At 39.3% G+C, this 15,998-nt stretch carries 19 protein-coding genes and 1 riboswitch; of the genes, 6 read left to right on the plus strand and 13 right to left on the minus strand.

Annotated elements, in window-relative coordinates; all coding sequences use genetic code 11:
- Positions 1 to 140: 140 nt before the first annotated feature.
- The 3 genes from ACQ5H4_RS16700 to ACQ5H4_RS16710 all read right to left on the minus strand — a co-directional run bounded on the left by ACQ5H4_RS16700 (position 141) and on the right by ACQ5H4_RS16710 (position 1,573).
- On the minus strand, positions 141 to 299 hold the full coding sequence (locus tag ACQ5H4_RS16700; protein WP_430776134.1) for a DUF1540 domain-containing protein: 159 nt from the start codon (positions 297 to 299) through the stop codon (positions 141 to 143).
- Between the two features lie 84 nt (positions 300 to 383).
- Positions 384 to 827 carry a threonine/serine exporter family protein gene (locus ACQ5H4_RS16705; RefSeq protein WP_430776135.1) on the minus strand — a complete coding sequence of 148 codons (444 nt, stop codon included), beginning with the start codon at positions 825 to 827 and terminating at the stop codon, positions 384 to 386.
- A gap of 17 nt (positions 828 to 844) precedes the next feature.
- Entirely contained in the window at positions 845 to 1,573 is a 729-nt protein-coding gene (locus tag ACQ5H4_RS16710; RefSeq protein ID WP_430776245.1) for a threonine/serine exporter family protein, read from the minus strand.
- Positions 1,574 to 1,683: 110 nt separating this feature from the next.
- Between ACQ5H4_RS16710 and ACQ5H4_RS16715 the strand changes: the two genes are divergently transcribed.
- Positions 1,684 to 2,679 (plus strand): D-2-hydroxyacid dehydrogenase, encoded by a 996-nt coding sequence (locus tag ACQ5H4_RS16715; RefSeq protein ID WP_430776136.1) that lies wholly within the window; start codon positions 1,684 to 1,686, stop codon positions 2,677 to 2,679.
- Positions 2,680 to 2,855: 176 nt separating this feature from the next.
- Here the strand turns inward: ACQ5H4_RS16715 and ACQ5H4_RS16720 are convergent, their stop codons facing one another.
- The 5 genes from ACQ5H4_RS16720 to ACQ5H4_RS16740 all read right to left on the minus strand — a co-directional run bounded on the left by ACQ5H4_RS16720 (position 2,856) and on the right by ACQ5H4_RS16740 (position 6,980).
- Positions 2,856 to 3,578 carry an amino acid ABC transporter ATP-binding protein gene (locus ACQ5H4_RS16720; RefSeq protein ID WP_430776137.1) on the minus strand — a complete coding sequence of 241 codons (723 nt, stop codon included), beginning with the start codon at positions 3,576 to 3,578 and terminating at the stop codon, positions 2,856 to 2,858.
- Positions 3,575 to 4,231 (minus strand): amino acid ABC transporter permease, encoded by a 657-nt coding sequence (locus ACQ5H4_RS16725; RefSeq protein WP_430776138.1) that lies wholly within the window; start codon positions 4,229 to 4,231, stop codon positions 3,575 to 3,577. Before ACQ5H4_RS16725 ends, ACQ5H4_RS16720 begins: the two co-directional genes overlap by 4 nt.
- An 81-nt stretch (positions 4,232 to 4,312) precedes the next feature.
- Complete coding sequence (locus tag ACQ5H4_RS16730) at positions 4,313 to 5,128, minus strand: basic amino acid ABC transporter substrate-binding protein (RefSeq protein WP_430776139.1); 816 nt, start codon at positions 5,126 to 5,128, stop codon at positions 4,313 to 4,315.
- 345 nt (positions 5,129 to 5,473) lie between these two features.
- Complete coding sequence (locus ACQ5H4_RS16735; RefSeq protein ID WP_430776140.1) at positions 5,474 to 5,707, minus strand: excisionase family DNA-binding protein; 234 nt, start codon at positions 5,705 to 5,707, stop codon at positions 5,474 to 5,476.
- A 61-nt stretch (positions 5,708 to 5,768) separates the two neighbouring features.
- Positions 5,769 to 6,980, minus strand: a complete 1,212-nt coding sequence (locus ACQ5H4_RS16740; protein WP_430776141.1) for a cystathionine gamma-synthase family protein — start codon at positions 6,978 to 6,980, stop codon at positions 5,769 to 5,771.
- Positions 6,981 to 7,143: 163 nt separating this feature from the next.
- Between ACQ5H4_RS16740 and ACQ5H4_RS16745 the strand changes: the two genes are divergently transcribed.
- The 4 genes from ACQ5H4_RS16745 to ACQ5H4_RS16760 all read left to right on the plus strand — a co-directional run bounded on the left by ACQ5H4_RS16745 (position 7,144) and on the right by ACQ5H4_RS16760 (position 10,203).
- A complete protein-coding gene (locus tag ACQ5H4_RS16745) occupies positions 7,144 to 7,791 on the plus strand; it encodes a GntR family transcriptional regulator (protein ID WP_430776142.1) in 648 nt (215 codons plus the stop codon).
- A gap of 157 nt (positions 7,792 to 7,948) precedes the next feature.
- The gene (locus tag ACQ5H4_RS16750; protein WP_430776143.1) at positions 7,949 to 8,743 is read left to right on the plus strand and encodes an amino acid ABC transporter substrate-binding protein; all 795 of its coding nucleotides are present in this window, start codon (positions 7,949 to 7,951) and stop codon (positions 8,741 to 8,743) included.
- 14 nt (positions 8,744 to 8,757) lie between these two features.
- Positions 8,758 to 9,441: an amino acid ABC transporter permease gene (locus ACQ5H4_RS16755; RefSeq protein WP_430776144.1), complete on the plus strand. Its 684-nt coding sequence runs from the start codon at positions 8,758 to 8,760 to the stop codon at positions 9,439 to 9,441.
- A gap of 18 nt (positions 9,442 to 9,459) precedes the next feature.
- Positions 9,460 to 10,203, plus strand: a complete 744-nt coding sequence (locus tag ACQ5H4_RS16760) for an amino acid ABC transporter ATP-binding protein (protein ID WP_430776145.1) — start codon at positions 9,460 to 9,462, stop codon at positions 10,201 to 10,203.
- A gap of 131 nt (positions 10,204 to 10,334) precedes the next feature.
- On the opposite strand, the gene ACQ5H4_RS16765 is transcribed toward ACQ5H4_RS16760, so the two are convergent.
- From ACQ5H4_RS16765 to mscL, 4 genes are all read right to left on the minus strand, one after another.
- Positions 10,335 to 11,759 (minus strand): amino acid permease, encoded by a 1,425-nt coding sequence (locus tag ACQ5H4_RS16765; RefSeq protein WP_430776146.1) that lies wholly within the window; start codon positions 11,757 to 11,759, stop codon positions 10,335 to 10,337.
- 113 nt (positions 11,760 to 11,872) lie between these two features.
- A riboswitch (Lysine riboswitch) is annotated at positions 11,873 to 12,053 on the minus strand.
- Between the two features lie 81 nt (positions 12,054 to 12,134).
- Positions 12,135 to 12,674, minus strand: a complete 540-nt coding sequence (gene lepB, locus ACQ5H4_RS16770) for a signal peptidase I (RefSeq protein ID WP_430776147.1) — start codon at positions 12,672 to 12,674, stop codon at positions 12,135 to 12,137.
- Positions 12,675 to 12,849: 175 nt separating this feature from the next.
- Positions 12,850 to 13,284 (minus strand): DUF4395 domain-containing protein, encoded by a 435-nt coding sequence (locus ACQ5H4_RS16775; RefSeq protein ID WP_430776148.1) that lies wholly within the window; start codon positions 13,282 to 13,284, stop codon positions 12,850 to 12,852.
- Between the two features lie 485 nt (positions 13,285 to 13,769).
- Positions 13,770 to 14,159, minus strand: coding sequence for a large conductance mechanosensitive channel protein MscL (gene mscL / locus ACQ5H4_RS16780; protein ID WP_119706654.1), 390 nt, complete (start codon positions 14,157 to 14,159; stop codon positions 13,770 to 13,772).
- A gap of 256 nt (positions 14,160 to 14,415) precedes the next feature.
- On the opposite strand from mscL, the gene desA reads away from it, so the two are divergent.
- Positions 14,416 to 15,468: a Delta(5) desaturase DesA gene (gene desA, locus ACQ5H4_RS16785; RefSeq protein WP_430776149.1), complete on the plus strand. Its 1,053-nt coding sequence runs from the start codon at positions 14,416 to 14,418 to the stop codon at positions 15,466 to 15,468.
- A 40-nt stretch (positions 15,469 to 15,508) separates the two neighbouring features.
- Here desA and ACQ5H4_RS16790 read toward each other — a convergent pair whose 3' ends face one another.
- On the minus strand, positions 15,509 to 15,847 hold the full coding sequence (locus ACQ5H4_RS16790; RefSeq protein ID WP_430776150.1) for a cupin domain-containing protein: 339 nt from the start codon (positions 15,845 to 15,847) through the stop codon (positions 15,509 to 15,511).
- Between the last annotated feature and the right edge of the window lie 151 nt (positions 15,848 to 15,998).

A 15,998-nucleotide genomic window follows, 5' to 3' on the forward strand; every position in this document is an offset into this window, starting at 1 on the left:
TTGGCGAACCAAAAATATTTTAGCACCACGGGGAAGTTTTTTTAATACCACGCTGAAAGCTTTTTGGAACCCCGGGCCTAGCCCGGGGTTTTCGTTTCCATAATAAAAAACAGCGCTCGCTCGCGCTGTTTCGTTCGATCTTATAGTCCTTCAGGTTCGAATGTTTTGCAATCTGTTTCACGGCTCGTATCCGCTTCTTTGCCGCGGTGGCTTACAACGAAGATTTGGTCAGCACCACATTTCATTCCTTCTTCGTTGTACACACAATTACTTACCTCACATAAAACGTCCTGTGCCATCGTCTAACACCTCCCCTACGGATAGGGTAAGCAAAAAGAGCGAGGGACATTCGGATTCCAACTTGGCAAATCCTTGAATCATTTTTAGCTTTTCTTAATAATGGCTGTTTTTCTAATAAGCTGATTTATCACTTCGGAAAAAACGATTCCCATAGCAATTGCTCCTGAAATCAAGAAGGCTTTTGCCGCAAGTGCTAACGCAATATTATAGTCATTTTCAACAAAGTTTCGCATGGCGTCATATGCCATTCCACCCGGAACAAGTGGGATGATTCCTGCAACAATAAATATGATAATCGGCGTTCGATACAGCTTAGCAAACACCTGACTAGCCACAGCAATAACAAAGGATGCTATTAACGTCGCATTTACTGCATCCGCACCATTCATCGTAAAAAGAATATAAATAATCCAACCAAGCATGCCAACAAAACCTGATTGTATTAGGGAAGATTTAGGAGCGTTAAATATAATACCAAAAGCGGCGGCAGCCAAAAAACTAAAGAGCAGATGTTGAAAAATGTACATTGGCGTATCGCCTCCTTTTAAAGAAATGATAATACAACAGCAATTCCTGACCCAATCGCAAAAGCAGTTAGTAGTGCTTCTGCTCCTTTAGAGATGCCCGAAACCAAGTGTCCCGCCATTAAATCTCTAACCGCATTGGTTAAAAGCAAACCCGGAACAAGTGGCATAACTGATCCGATAATAATTTTATCTAATTCCACACCCATACCCATACGGACAAATAAAAAGGATAGAATTCCGATAATAATTGAACCAATAAACTCAGAAAAAAACTTGATCGGAACGACTCTGTGAAAATACATCACACTCGTAAATCCAATTCCACCCGTTAGGCAGGCTGGTAAAAAATCGTTCCAACTACCATTAAACATAATTAAAAAACAGCCACTCGCCATTGCTGCTGCTAGAATTTGAATAGTAGTTGAGTACGTTAATTGAGATTCCTCTACCTCTGTTAACGCACGAAAGGCCATTTCTATATCCAGTTCTCCACTCGTTATCCGACGAGATACCCCGTTTACCAAAGCCACTTTATGAAGATCCGTTGTTCTTTCTGTAATTCGCACAAGCTTTGTTTTGGTAGGCTCTGTGCTTTCAATTGAAAAAATAATGCCTGTTGGTGTGACAAAACAATGGGCCTCTCTAACTCCAAAGGCTCGAGCGATTCTCTCCATTGTGTCTTCCACTCGGTATGTTTCAGCCCCGCTTTGGAGCATGATTTTCCCCGCTAATAAACATACTTCCATAATGTCGTAAACGACTTGCTTTTTCTCCACTTTTATCACCTTACTGCTGACTTTTTGAATGTAAAGACTACTTTATCATATTTTTCAGATTAGTGGGTCAACACTTTTTTATGTTATATTTAGAATATCGAAATTTTCAAAAAAGTAGGTGCCACTCTTTGAGAAAACTTGTCGTTACTCATAATCTAGAACAAGTATATGTTAACGAAATGCAAGCTATTTTACCAGACTGGGAAATTGTAGTGGGAAAAGAAATCTATCAAGAACATATTCATAATGCAGAAATTATTTTAGGATGGAAAAAGGATATAAAAGACTTACTAAGAGACTCCTCGACTCTGAAATGGGTGCAAACTTGGAGTGCCGGTGTGAATAATTTACCTCTCCCCATTCTTCATGAGCGTGGAGTAACGGTTACAAGTGCGAATGGTGTCCATGCCTTTCCTATTTCGGAAACCATCTTCGGATTGATGCTTGCACTTACTCGAAATATTCATACCTATGTCCGAAATCAGTCCTCTAAACACTGGCATCATGCTGGCTTAAAGCTTGAGATTCACGGAAAAACGATTGGAATTATCGGTGTTGGAGCGATTGGAAAAGAAACAGCAAAGATTGCAAAAGCGTTTGGAATGAAAGTACTCGGGGTCAGGAACTCCCGTTTGTCTGTGGAAAATGTGGATGAAATGTACATAACAACGGAACTGGATACAGTCCTTCCACAATGTGATTATGTCGTTTCTACCCTTCCTTTAACGAAGGACACAAAAGGATTATTCTCTATGAAACAATTTCAGCTCATGAAGCCCGATTCCTTTTTCATTAATATTGGTCGTGGCGAAATTGTGGTGGAGGAAGATCTTATTCAGGCACTTCAAACCGGGGAAATTGCAGGGGCCGGATTAGATGTATTTGAGGTCGAACCTCTCCCTGAGAACAGTCCTTTATGGGAAATGGAAAATGTGATTGTCACTCCTCATACTTCGGGGTCAACTGAATACTATGACCGTCGAGTAGTAGAAGATATCTTTTTGCCAAACTTGCGACAGTATATAAAGAGTGAGAAACCATCAATTAATGTGGTTGATTTTGTGAAGGGATATTAAAAACACAGGCCCCTTAGAACCTGTGTTTCCGACTCGATGGGACTTTAACCCACAAACGACGCTACCCGTATCAAGGATACGAGAGGTTGCTCTGTTCTTTGAGCTACAAGTCCTTATTATTGTGTCTCAAATACAAGCATATTATGCAAAAAAGGATGTCACACTGTGACATCCTTTTACAGTACCTTACTTAAAAATGATTTGGTTCGTTCCTGCTGCGGATTGGTAAACAGCTCTTCAGGTACATTTTCTTCCACAATATAACCGCCATCCATAAAGATGACCCGATCGCCCACTTCTCTAGCAAACCCCATTTCATGTGTCACCACTACCATGGTCATGCCTTCTTTTGCTAGCTGTTTCATAACCTCTAGCACCTCACCGACCATCTCTGGGTCTAGTGCGGAGGTCGGTTCATCAAAGAGCATGATTTTTGGTTCCATTGCAAGTGCTCGAGCAATCGCCACACGCTGTTTTTGCCCACCTGATAATGAATCAGGATAGGCATCAGCCTTGTCCTCTAGACCCACTTTTCGTAAAAGGTCTAATCCCTTTTGACGAGCCACTTCTCCGTCGATCTTCTTCACCTTCAAAGGGGCCAACACAATATTTTCAATCACGGTTTTATGTGGAAATAGGTTGAATTGCTGAAAAACCATTCCTACATTCTGTCTTACTTGATTGATGTTCACACTTTTATCAGTAAGATCCACACCTTCAATATATACATGACCGCCTGTTACGGATTCCAACAAGTTCAAACAGCGAAGAAACGTCGACTTTCCTGAACCAGAAGGACCGATCACCACGACCACTTCTTGCGGTTGTATTTCAGCATTAATGTTTTTTAGTACTTCGTTGTTGCCAAATGACTTTTTTAGATTACTTACTTTAATCATTCTGTCGATAACCTCCTCTCAAGACGATTTAACAAGAAGCTCAAGGTTAATGTGATAACTAGGTAAATAATAGCTACAGTTATATACGGTTCCCACACACGATAGTATTGTCCTTGCATAGCTCGTCCCCAGTACATAATCTCAGGAGCCGCAATGACTGCTGCTAAAGAGGATTCTTTTATAAGCACGATAAATTCATTTCCTAATGGAGGAATCATTCTCTTAAACGCTTGTGGAAGAATGACGTGTCTCATAGCTTGTACATGAGTCATGCCAAGTGTTCTAGCTGCTTCCATTTGCCCTTTGTCAATCGATTGAATTCCCGCTCGGAAGATTTCTGCAATGTATGCTGCTGCATTCAGTGATAATGCAAGAATAGCCGCTGTCACTGGCTCCGTCTTCCCTGTAAACAATGGAACGAGACCAAAGTGAATGAGCAAAATCTGAACAAATAAAGGAGTTCCTCTGAAAAATGTAATGTATAAGTCAAAAGGCAGTGATAACCACTTGTTTTTCACCATTTTCCCTAACCCAATAGCCAAACCAAGTGCGGTTCCAATGACAATTCCTGCGAGTGATAAACCAAGGGTAAGCAAGGTTCCCTTTAAAAACAATGGCGCATAGTCCATGATGAGATCAAAACGAAAGTCCATCATACTCCTCCTTTACTAGGATGAAAAAAAATGGCGTAACACTATGCAAAAGAGTTACGCCCTAAATAATTCAGTAACCAATTATTGTTGTGCTTTTAAATCTTCAAGGTCCGGCTCAGTCCCAAACCATTCTTTATAAATTTCTGCATATGTTCCGTTTTCATAGATCGTGTTAATGGCTTCATTTATTTCTGCTCTTAACTCACTATCTTTCGGGAACATTAATCCATAATACTCAGCTGCGAATGCGTCCGGATCTTCAACGACAACAAACTTATCATTCGGGTTATTTTTCGCGTACTCTTCAACCACAGTGTTATCGGCAACAACCGCGTCTGCTCCGCCACCTTTAAGCTCCATAATTGCTAGAACGGTATTTTCAAATTTTTTGATATTAGGATTGTTTTCTCCTAGTACACTCTCAATTGCTTCTTGACCTGTTGTTCCGTTTTGAACAGCAACTTTCTTGTCCTTTAAGTCTGCAGCTGATTTAATATCACTGCCTTCTGGAACGAGAATTTTATTTGTTGATAGGAAGTATGCGTGTGAGAAATCATAGGATTCTTTACGCTCATCATTAATGGTAATGGCAGATACAGCAAAGTCAGCAATTCTATCCTCTAATTCTACAAAAACAGGATCCCAACCTACATGAACGATATCAACCTCATAGCCAGCTTCTTTCGCAACTGCATTCACGAAGTCTACATCAAATCCAACAATTTTATCGCCATCCATGTATTCAAATGGTGCGTATGCTGCATCCGTTACGACTCTTAATGTTTTCTTCTCTTCACTAGTTCCCTCATCAGAACCATTGTTCTGATCGCTTGTTCCACAAGCCGCCAACAGCATACTAAACACTAACAAAAATGATAATAAAGATAGTTTTTTCACTACATTGCCCCCTTGAAAATGGTTTTATTTTTTATTGAATCTTTCTCTAGCAAATACCTTACAACTCTAAATTTTCAGTATATTTTGACATGAAACTATTATAACTTTTATCGTTTTTTTATGCAACAATAAAAACTTTGTTAGGATAATTTATTATCACTCTACTGAATTAATGGGCAAGTACTGGTATTCCTACCCTTTTAAGTATTTAAAAATATCTTTAATTAACATTTTCACTATCATTTTTACTGTCAATCAATCTTACATATTCATTGACAACTGCATAAAAGTCACAAAAAACATACAAAGGAAGGGAGAATATCTTTTCATTCTCCCATATTAGATTTAATCCTCATCCTTGATGTCTCTGTCTTCTGGAATGGGCTCGTTTTCTAGCTCTTTGACGAGGTTTTTATATTTTTCAAGCTGTTCAAAATGGGTTTTGAACTGATCTTTGTAAATCATGGGCACACCTTCACCATCATGCAATACCCGAATTTTTCCCTGTAAAATTAAATTTTCTACATACTGAACGGAAACCGATAAATACTCTGCCGTTTCTTTCACTGTTAAGTACATTCATACGTCACTCCTACTATCTATATGAAGCTATTATACCTAATTACTCCTTTTTAACCTATCACTCTAAAGATAATTGGGATTCTAGATGAGCAAAAGCTTGCTCAAGATCAGCGATCAAATCTTCGGTATCCTCGATTCCGACCGATATACGAACGAGCCCTTCAGGTATTCCTAACTCCTTTCGTTCTTCGAGGGTACACTCCACATGACTCGTGGTTCTTGCTGGTCCATAAATCGTCTCTACAGCCCCCAGATTACCGGCTCGATTTGCGTACTGTAACTTTGGCAGTAGAATTTTGATCGCTTTCATCTCCTCTTTTAAAACAAAACTAACGATTCCCCCAAATCCCTTCATTTGTTTTTTCGCAATTTCATGATGACAATGTGTTTCTAATCCCGGATAAAACACTTCCTCTACATGCTTCTGATTTTTCAAATACTGTGCAATTTCGATCGCGCTCTTTTCTTGCTGTCTTACGCGAAGTTTTAATGTTTTCATTCCTCTTAAAATAAGATAGGCGGACCAGGGATCCATCGTGGCGCCATTAATCTCTCGGTAATGATACACTTTTCCCATCAGTTTCTTTGGACCGCATACCACTCCACCCATCGCATCTGCGTGACCACTTAAAAACTTAGTGGCACTATGAATAACGATGTCTACTCCCAGTGATAGAGGGTTTTGATTTATTGGAGTGGCGAATGTATTATCAATGATCACCAAGGCTCCTACTGCTTTTCCTGCCTTCACCATTCTTTTTATATCTGTAATCTTTAGTGTCGGATTTGTTGGTGATTCTAGATATAATACCTTGCACCCCTTCGCCACTTCCGCCTCCATTTCTTCGTGGTTTCCCGTATTACATAACGTCACATTTACATCGATATTGGGTAGAAACTCGGTGAAGATTTTGTTGGTTCCTCCATATGTGTCCTTAACAGACACGACTCGATCGCCTGGCCGTAAAAACGTGTATAGCGTACTGCTAATGGCGGCCATCCCCGATGAAAAGCCGACTGCTGCTTCTGCACCTTCCAGAATTCGTACTTTTTCCTCGAAAGCTTCCACGGTTGAATTTGTCATCCGATTGTATATGTGTCCAGGTTTTAACCCCAGTGCTACATCCTGCCATTCATCTATATCATCATAATTATAGGCAACACTTAAGACGACAGGCACTTGGGTGGCATGAAAAGCAAGAGATGCCTCTTCTCCTGCCCATACCGCTTTTGTTCCGTCCTGTATATGTAAAAAGCTTTTTTTATCCATTGAATCACCTCATTTTATTTTGTCTATTGTATATTGTATAATATACAGAATATTATAACAAATAATAAAGAAAAATAAATTGTTAGATCGTTATAGATTCTACCTTTTTATACTTAAGGTATAATAAAGTACAGATATATTAGCCTTCAGTAAGGAGGAACCGATGATTCATAAAAGATATCGCTCGTTAAAAGATCATGTGTATGATTATATTGCTACAGAAATACAGAACGGAAACTTACTTCCTAATCAGAAAATAAATGAAGTGGCTCTAGCTGAGAAATTGGAAGTGAGCCGTACTCCTGTAAGAGAAGCTTTAATACAGCTTGCATCCGAAAACTTGCTTGAATTTTTCCCTCGAAAAGGATTTATCGTAAAAGAACTTACGATAAAAACCAAGCTTGATGTGTTCCAAGTAGTTGCTGTCCTTGACGCATTAGCAGCTTCTTTATCCTTACAGCTTCTTACAGATGAAGACCTACATAAGATGGAAGAGCTAGTGAAAAAAATTGACCAAGCAATTTCTCAGCGAGATTATGCTGATTATCAAAAATATCAATTCGAATTTCATCAGGTTTATATTGAGAAATGCGATAATGAAACATTAATCGAACTGCTGCAATCATTACAAAATAGTTTTGTTAGACAGATTTACTTAAGTAAGGACGAAGATAAGCTATTTTCTGTACTCACACAAATGAACGAGCAACATGCAAAAATAGTTAAACTTTTTAAGAACAAAGATAAGGACAACCTTGAGCAACTGATTAAAAATGAACACTGGAAAATCACTCACATGGATATGATTTAATCGAACAGACTACGCGTCTGTTCTTTTTGTTTTTCCTACATATTAGTTACATTTCTGTGAAAGATAAGAATAAATGTTTGACATATATGAAAGAAAACATTAACCTAATATAGTTTTTTAAAATAATTAATCCGATAAACTTAGTGGGGGTTTAAACATGAAAAAATTATTATTCGTGCTGTTCACACTCCTTCTTTCTCTAGCTTTAACTGCTTGTGGAGCAAAGGAAGAAGAAGAAAAAACAGCAGCAAACTTATACGAAGAAATTAAAGAAAAAGGTGAGATTACCATCGGTACGGAAGGTACTTATGCACCTTTTACTTTCCATGATGAATCTGGGGATCTAACAGGTTTTGACATTGAGATCGCTGAAGAAGTATTCAAGCGCCTTGATATTAAGCCCGTTTTCGTAGAAACCAAATGGGACGGAATGATTGCTGGACTTGATGCCAAGCGTTATGACATGGTTGCGAACCAAGTAGCGATTCGTGAAGATCGCCTCGAGAAATACGATATGTCTGAACCTTATATTTCGTCAAAAGCGGTACTTATTGTTGGTGAAGCAAACGAAGACATTAAAACATTTGAAGATCTGAATGGAAAAAAAGTAGGACAATCTCTAGACAGTAACTATCGAAAAATTGCAGAAGCAAATGGCGCAACAAACACAGTGGTAGATGGATTTAACCAAGCCATTGATTTAATCACTTCGGGTCGTATTGATGCAACAATCAACGATAATCTATCTTACCTGGATTTAAAAAAGCAACGTCCTGACCTTGCGATTAAAAAGGTGGATGAAGAAGCAGATGTAACAAGCAATGCCTTCTTATTCCGTAAAGATAACAAAGAGCTAGTTGATGCGGTGAACAGTGCATTAGCTGACATGATCGAAGACGGAACATACCTTGAAATCTCAACTAAATGGTTTGGCGAAGACGTATTGAAGTAAAGGACTGAATCGAAATGGTCTTAGATGAAAGAGCGGAACGAATTATAGGAATCCTTAGCGATTCCTTTTTTCCTATTTTAAAAGCTGGTTTATATTTTACGGTTCCATTAACACTGATCACATTTACACTTGGTCTTATATTAGCGTTTTTCACAGCAATAGCTCGCATATCAGGGATTAAACCTCTCGTTGCGATTGCAAAATTTTATGTGTGGATCTTTCGGGGTACACCGTTACTTGTTCAATTATTTATCCTATTTTACGGTCTTCCAAGTGTGGGAATTACGCTTGATCCATTCCCAGCTGCCGTACTTGGTTTTACCTTAAATAAAGGAGCGTATAGCTCGGAAATTATTCGTGCCGCGATCCTGTCTACTCCTAAGGGACAGTGGGAAGCAGCCTTTTCGATTGGTATGACTCGGGCACAAGCCATGAGACGAATCATCCTCCCACAAGCCATTAGAGTATCGGTTCCACCACTTGGAAACTCTTTTATCAGCCTGGTAAAAGACACTTCCCTTGCTGCAACGATCACGGTTACAGAGATGTTTCAAAAAGGACAACAGGTGGCTGCAGCTACGTATGAACCTCTTTGGCTGTATATAGAAGTGGCATTTATTTACTTAATGTTTAGTACGGTGCTGTCCTATGCTCAATCCATGCTCGAACGTCGCTTTGACCGTAGCGTAGCCAAGTAGGAAGGGAGAGTATTGGCGATGATTAAACTAGAAAATTTATATAAAAGCTTTGGAGAGATTGATGTTTTAAAAGGAATTGACTTAGAGGTGGAAAAGGGGAAAACGGCTGTAATTATTGGCCCCTCTGGTTCAGGGAAAACCACCCTTTTGCGCTGTCTGAATTTATTGGAGATTCCAAACCAAGGGTCGATTACCATTGGAGAGAAAGAACTTCAGTTTCAATCAGGAACGAAGCTAAAACCGACTCAAATGACCCTCTTTCGTCAACAAACGGGCATGGTGTTTCAATCGTACAACCTGTTTCCACACTTAACGGTTGTTGAGAACGTAATGGAGGGACAGGTCGTGGTGTTAAAACGCTCAAAATCGGAGGCCAAAAAGCGTTCTCTCGATTTACTCGCCAAGGTTGGACTGAGCGACCGAGCGGAAATGTACCCTCATCAATTATCAGGTGGCCAGCAGCAACGTGTGGGGATTGCCAGAGCAATGGCGATGGATCCGAAAGTCTTATTGTTTGACGAACCCACCTCGGCGCTAGATCCGGAGCTTGTTGGTGACGTGTTAAAAGTCATGAAGGATCTTGCTGAAGAAGGAATGTCGATGGTCGTTGTTACCCATGAAATGGAGTTCGCTAGAGACGTAGCAGACCAAGTCATTTTCATGGATCAAGGACTAATTGCAGAAAAAGGAACACCAGAAGAAATCTTCACCCTCTCCACCAACCCAAGAACGCAGCAGTTTCTAAACAAAGTCGCACGCTGAACTAAACAACAAAAGGGGTAAAGTGTCCTTTCCAGAAGGACGCTTTACCCCTTTTTGTCCACGTGCGGTGACAGACACCCTCCGTGGACACTTTGGCCACATTTGTCTTTTTGTGGTGTCTGTCACCGCCGTTAGGCTGCTTTTTTGGTTTTTGTTTTTTGTTTGTGTGCTCTTGCTACTGGGCCGTAGAAGAAGATTCCACTTGCAAGGAGAGCCACTCCGAACATGAAGGTTTTGATGTCTGCTGTACCCGCGTAGATCACCCATACTGAATATAAGGTCGCTAGTAAAGCAATGACACCGTCCACCACTTTTGATCTTGCTTGGCCTTCATACGTTTCACCTGTGATCACTAGCTTTAACTGAAATACAGCTGCAATGAAGTACGGAACCAGGTAAGATAAGGTTGCAATATAAATAACAAAGTCAAACGCCGCAGAGATGGAATTTGAAATCGTTGAGAAAATAAATAACTGTCCCAATGAGTTTGTGATAATCATTGATAACACCGGAATATTCTTCTCATTTTCCTTTAAGAAAGAAGGTAAAAACAGACCTTGCTTGGCTGCTTGGTACGGAACTTCTGCACTTAACATCACCCAACCAATGGTAGAACCAAATAAGCTGATTAATCCAATACCTGCTAACACTTTTCCAGAAACAGGTCCAAGCACGGAGACAATCGCATCAATTAATGGCTTGTCCGACGCAATTAACGCCTCTTGGCTTAATAAGCCCATCACTAATGTACTTACTCCAATATAGATGGCTAACGCGATGAACAACCCTAGAATCGTTGCACGCTTGACGTCAATTTGCTTCTTGGCACGTCCCGCAAAAACAACCGCCGATTCCACACCGATAAACGCCCAAAGGGTAGCAACCGCTGCATTGCTAATCTGACCCATAAGCCCGACCGTTGCCCCACTCTCATCGAAACGTGGCTCAACCATAGGAAGCATATGCGAAGCCTCAAATGCAAACAACGCAACAATAATGAAGATGAAGAAACCTGCCACCTTAGAAGCTGTTGCCATGAAGTTTAACTTCCCTGCATTTTCTAACCCACGTAAAATAATGAAGTGAGTTCCCCATAATAAAATCGAACAAACCACAAAAGTTAAGGCATTACCAACCTTTAAAGTAAACGAACCAACGGTAAATAACTCAGCCTGACTCGTTAAAATCGGAAAGAACGTTGATAAATAACTTGCGAATGTTGTAATGATCGCAATATTTCCCGCTAAGTTACCAATCCAATAACCCCAAGTCGCCATGAACCCAGAAAGAACAGACCCTCTAGAATTTGGCTTAAAAAGCTCTTTCGCATAAATTTGTGGTCCACCATTTAAATTTGGCTTTCTCATTCCTAAATTCCCGAATACAAGTGCAGTAACTAACACTCCCGCTCCTGTAAATAACCAAGCGAGAATAACCCCCGCCGGACTTGCCGCTTCTGACAGTGAACGTGGCAGCATAAAGATACCCGAACCAACCATATTTCCAACGACTAATGCCGTTAATATCCATAAACCTAACTTCGTTTGTTTTCCCATGATAATATTCCTTTCTATTATACTTCCCCATCTCTCAAGTATAGAGGCACTAATAGACATAAAAAAACACACCAAAACGTGAGTACAGTGTGCTTTACAATAACCGCATCAGGCAAATGGATAGTTCAACATAGCTTTACGAGCTATGACAGTCCTACACCTATTCGATGTAGTCCCAGCTACTATAGTCAGAGAATTATAGTGCTTCGGCGAAAATTCCTTTCAACTGAAATCATGGAGCTCCTCTGGCTCTCATCCAACCTACTAATATTTTCCGCAACCTCTACCTCATCTTGAGCTGATGAGGATCATATTTAATTTAAAATGCTTTACTAGAATAATTCATGGGCGTTTTTATGTCAATGGGATTAATTGCTATTGTACCGTTCGAACATCACTAAACGGATAAAACACAAACTCACTAACTCCGACAATCTTTTCCTTCTTAATAAAACCAAGACCATTCCTTGAGTCCATACTGCGAAGTCGATTGTCACCCAATACAAAATAATGACCTTCCGGAACCATAGTAGGTCCATAATCTCCCGTTAACACACTACCTTGTTCATGCGCCTGCTCCCGATTACTCTCTAAATACTCTTCGCTGTGAACAGCGCCATTGATTAGTAACTGATCATCCCTGATTTCGATCATATCACCAGGTAAACCAATAATTCTTTTGACGTAATTTTCGCCTTCTCCTTTAATAATCACGATGTCCTCACGTTCAATTTTGTCGGTATTGACTTTGTTAACAAATATTTTCTCTTGATCGTGAAGAGTTGGTTCCATGGAGGCACCATCCACAATATAAGGAGCAAAGACAAATGTACGAACGACGACTACGATAGCGAAAGCAATAAACACCGATTTACCCCAGCTAATTATTTCTTGCCTCTTCTTAGTTTCTCCCATCCTATTCTGCTCCCTTTTTATGTAATAAACTTGTTTACATTTTATCATAATCACTTATTACCCACGGTTACCAAAGCTCACTCTCAGCCCATAAATCGTTAGACAAGATTCACCAAAAATATCTAGGAAATGCCAAATAAAAAAGTCAGCACTAGTGCTGACTTCTCATCTATCCTTATTGCTGACTCTTCAATTTTCTGTATTGATACATTTTCCATTGATAATGAATAAAGCAACCAATACAAAAACCTAAAAGGGCAACGGTCGCAGCAATCGCGACTAATATCGTAAATATATACCCTACCACTGGCAGATTAAAGGCAAACCCTATAAAACCTGCCCCTAAACATAGAATGGCGATTTTTTGATTAAACTGCTGTTGCTCCCAATCTTCTTGCAGGTACCTTGATGGTTCCCTTTTTAAAAACCGCTTCGCTACCTCCATGATTGGATTTATACGAAAAATAACTCCACATACACCTGAAAGTAGAGGAATCAATAAAATCCATTCCATATTTGTCACCCATGTAAGGATAACGGAGAGTACAATGATCGACTGGTTGATTTGAACAAGTGGCTTGGGAATCGTACGAACGACGTTAGCTGACATCTATATCACACCTTTATTATAGGATTAGTTGGTAATTTATTTTACCGAATATCCAGGCATTTGTATACAAATTAGGATGACACTAATAGAAGGAAAAAATGATAATTGGCCTAAATCTTTTCTGTAAAATAAGCGGAGGTTTTCCGGTTAAATGCAAAATGGTGCAGGTTTCGTAGTAAATAAGAGGAGGTTTTCCGATTATGCAAAGCAAAATCCCCCATTTTCGAAGTTTTAAAGTCAATAGGCGGAATCTCTCCGTCTATTGAAGCCTTCTTTAGTAATAGTTACTAGTTTAAACGAAAATTTTCCGTCTATTTATCCGCTCCGGTGCTTAACCTGCTCCCCCAACCGATAAGTGAGGACCCCACTTGAACCCAGATGCAGGAGTCAGCAACTTTTATGCTAATAAAGAAACTCGCCAATTTGGCGAGTTTTCCTATTTTTATATACCAATAATGATGCTAATACGACATAGCGCTCCTTTTTTACACACCCTTTTGTTGCTGTTGTTCCTTTAAAATATCACGAATTTCCGAAAGCAATTTTTCCTCCGTTGTTGGTGCCTTTACTTCCGATTTTACTTCTTGCTTCTTTCTAAACTTCTGTAATAATCTTATAAAGAGGAAAATGGAAAAAGCAATAATAAAGAAATCAACGACATTTTGTATGAACTGACCGTATTTAATGGTTGCATCATCATATGTATATTCTAGCTTTGTAAAATCAAATCCACCTAATAAGAGCCCTACAATCGGCATAAGGATATTGTCTACAAGGGAGCTAACAATTTTACTAAACGCACCACCAATAACCACCCCGACAGCCAGGTCAATCACATTTCCTTTTAAAGCAAACTTCTTAAAATCCTGCCACATTTTATGTCCTCCTATTTAAATGTATACATACAGACTAGTATATCTTGAATTAGGGAACGTATGTAAAATTATGCTCATGAAACGAAGATGTCTACATTTTTCGAATTGTTATAGGGTTTTCCAGTCATTTCTTTTGAAATTTTTCTTGAAACATGACATTTGTCATGTCCTACTCTATACATTTATGCCTTTTCATGATCAGCTCATAAACACTACAATAACAGTAGATAAATTCAAAACCTTGTAGGAGGCTTTTATGAGCAAGCAAAAAACGGCTGAATTAAGAAAAAGCGTTGTCCCTTTTGAAAAGTCAGATATAAGTAAAAGTATAAAACAAATGATAAACACATTTATTCCTTTCTTTGGTTTATGGTACTTAGCGTACGCAAGTCTTTCAATTTCTTATTGGCTAACGTTGCCACTCGCTATTGTTGCGGCTGGTTTTGTGATTCGAATCTTTATCATTTTCCATGATTGCTGTCACCAATCGTTCTTTAAAAATCGTAAAGCAAACGCCATAATTGGAAACATCAGTGGGATTATAACGATGTTTCCTTATGAACAGTGGAAGAGAAGCCACAATATCCACCACGCAACAAGTGGAAATTTAGATAAGCGTGGCATTGGTGACATTTGGGTGATGACAGTTGAAGAGTATTTAGCTGCTACACCGACTCAACGTCTTCAATACAGAATGTACCGTAATCCGTTTGTTATGTTCGTTCTAGGACCGATATTCTTGTTCCTTGTTACCAACCGTATTAATGTAAAAGATGCAAAACGTAAAGAGCGTCTCAACACTTATTTCAATAATATTGCGATCGTTGTGTTGTATGCGTTTATGATTTGGTTAGTTGGCTGGAAAGCTTTCCTTCTTGTCCACGCTCCTATTTTGTTTGTTGCTGGTGCATTAGGAATTTGGTTATTTTACGTACAACATCAATATGAAGACAGCTATTTTGAACACGAAGAAGAGTGGAACTATGTGAAGGCGGCTGTTGAAGGAAGCTCTTATTACAAGCTTCCAAAGATCTTGCAATGGGTAACTGGAAACATCGGCTTTCACCATGTGCATCATCTAGCACCTAAGGTTCCGAACTACAATCTAGAAAAAGCACATGAATCAACGCCACCATTACAAAAAGCAACAACCGTTACTCTAGGTACAAGCCTTGAGTCCATTCACTTCAAATTATTTGATGATGAAAATAAGCGCTTTGTAAAATTTAAAGACATTCAACATCTTCTCGAAGAAGGAAAAGCTAGCCTGCACTTAAGCAGAAAGCACCCTACAGCTGACGAGAAATAAATAAAGTAGAATGCTCACCTGGTTAGGTGAGCATTTTTTGTTAGATTTCTTTTACATATCTTTCATCTGGAATCTTGTTTAGCATCACATACAAGCTTGTATTGCCCCCACCATTCACGAAAGACATTTCCTCTTCCCCAGTAAAATGAATCACATCATGTTTGGATACAGCCAAGCTTTCTCCATCCACATGGAAGGTTCCTTCTCCCTCTACCACCTGAATGAACACATTTGTTCCAGGGTGTTTATGGGCAGGCAGTGCTTGATTTTCCGAAAAGTTTAAGACGAATACCGTACTCTCCCCTTCTTTAAAAATGATTCGTTTCGTAAATTTTTCTTCATTATATGTGATAAAAGTAGATAAGCTTTGTTTTTGCATCATGATCAGTTCCTTTCCTTCTATATGAATCAATCATATCGTGTTACGTAATATTTTGATGTGATTTGAATCAATCTTTTTGAGAAAACGGTAGAGGAAAAAAGGGGGATTTTGTCGAATGCATAGATGATGCTAATAGAAAGGAAGATGC

Origin of the sequence: Bacillus coreaensis (assembly GCF_050586445.1) — a bacterium.
GTDB classification, from domain to species: Bacteria; Bacillota; Bacilli; order Bacillales; family Cytobacillaceae; genus Robertmurraya_A; species Robertmurraya_A coreaensis.

Bases quoted from the DNA above. Each gene is read 5' to 3' on its own strand.
- ACQ5H4_RS16700 (WP_430776134.1), bottom strand. From the start codon at position 299: ATGGCACAGGACGTTTTATGTGAGGTAAGTAATTGTGTGTACAACGAA.
- ACQ5H4_RS16705 (WP_430776135.1), bottom strand. From the start codon at position 827: ATGTACATTTTTCAACATCTGCTCTTTAGTTTTTTGGCTGCCGCCGCT.
- ACQ5H4_RS16710 (WP_430776245.1), bottom strand. From the start codon at position 1,573: ATGGAAGTATGTTTATTAGCGGGGAAAATCATGCTCCAAAGCGGGGCT.
- ACQ5H4_RS16715 (WP_430776136.1), top strand. From the start codon at position 1,684: ATGTTATATTTAGAATATCGAAATTTTCAAAAAAGTAGGTGCCACTCT.
- ACQ5H4_RS16720 (WP_430776137.1), bottom strand. From the start codon at position 3,578: ATGATTAAAGTAAGTAATCTAAAAAAGTCATTTGGCAACAACGAAGTA.
- ACQ5H4_RS16725 (WP_430776138.1), bottom strand. From the start codon at position 4,231: ATGGACTTTCGTTTTGATCTCATCATGGACTATGCGCCATTGTTTTTA.
- ACQ5H4_RS16735 (WP_430776140.1), bottom strand. From the start codon at position 5,707: ATGTACTTAACAGTGAAAGAAACGGCAGAGTATTTATCGGTTTCCGTT.
- ACQ5H4_RS16740 (WP_430776141.1), bottom strand. From the start codon at position 6,980: ATGGATAAAAAAAGCTTTTTACATATACAGGACGGAACAAAAGCGGTA.
- ACQ5H4_RS16745 (WP_430776142.1), top strand. From the start codon at position 7,144: ATGATTCATAAAAGATATCGCTCGTTAAAAGATCATGTGTATGATTAT.
- ACQ5H4_RS16750 (WP_430776143.1), top strand. From the start codon at position 7,949: ATGAAAAAATTATTATTCGTGCTGTTCACACTCCTTCTTTCTCTAGCT.
- ACQ5H4_RS16755 (WP_430776144.1), top strand. From the start codon at position 8,758: ATGGTCTTAGATGAAAGAGCGGAACGAATTATAGGAATCCTTAGCGAT.
- ACQ5H4_RS16760 (WP_430776145.1), top strand. From the start codon at position 9,460: ATGATTAAACTAGAAAATTTATATAAAAGCTTTGGAGAGATTGATGTT.
- ACQ5H4_RS16765 (WP_430776146.1), bottom strand. From the start codon at position 11,759: ATGGGAAAACAAACGAAGTTAGGTTTATGGATATTAACGGCATTAGTC.
- lepB (WP_430776147.1), bottom strand. From the start codon at position 12,674: ATGGGAGAAACTAAGAAGAGGCAAGAAATAATTAGCTGGGGTAAATCG.
- ACQ5H4_RS16775 (WP_430776148.1), bottom strand. From the start codon at position 13,284: ATGTCAGCTAACGTCGTTCGTACGATTCCCAAGCCACTTGTTCAAATC.
- mscL (WP_119706654.1), bottom strand. From the start codon at position 14,159: ATGTGGCAGGATTTTAAGAAGTTTGCTTTAAAAGGAAATGTGATTGAC.
- desA (WP_430776149.1), top strand. From the start codon at position 14,416: ATGAGCAAGCAAAAAACGGCTGAATTAAGAAAAAGCGTTGTCCCTTTT.
- ACQ5H4_RS16790 (WP_430776150.1), bottom strand. From the start codon at position 15,847: ATGCAAAAACAAAGCTTATCTACTTTTATCACATATAATGAAGAAAAA.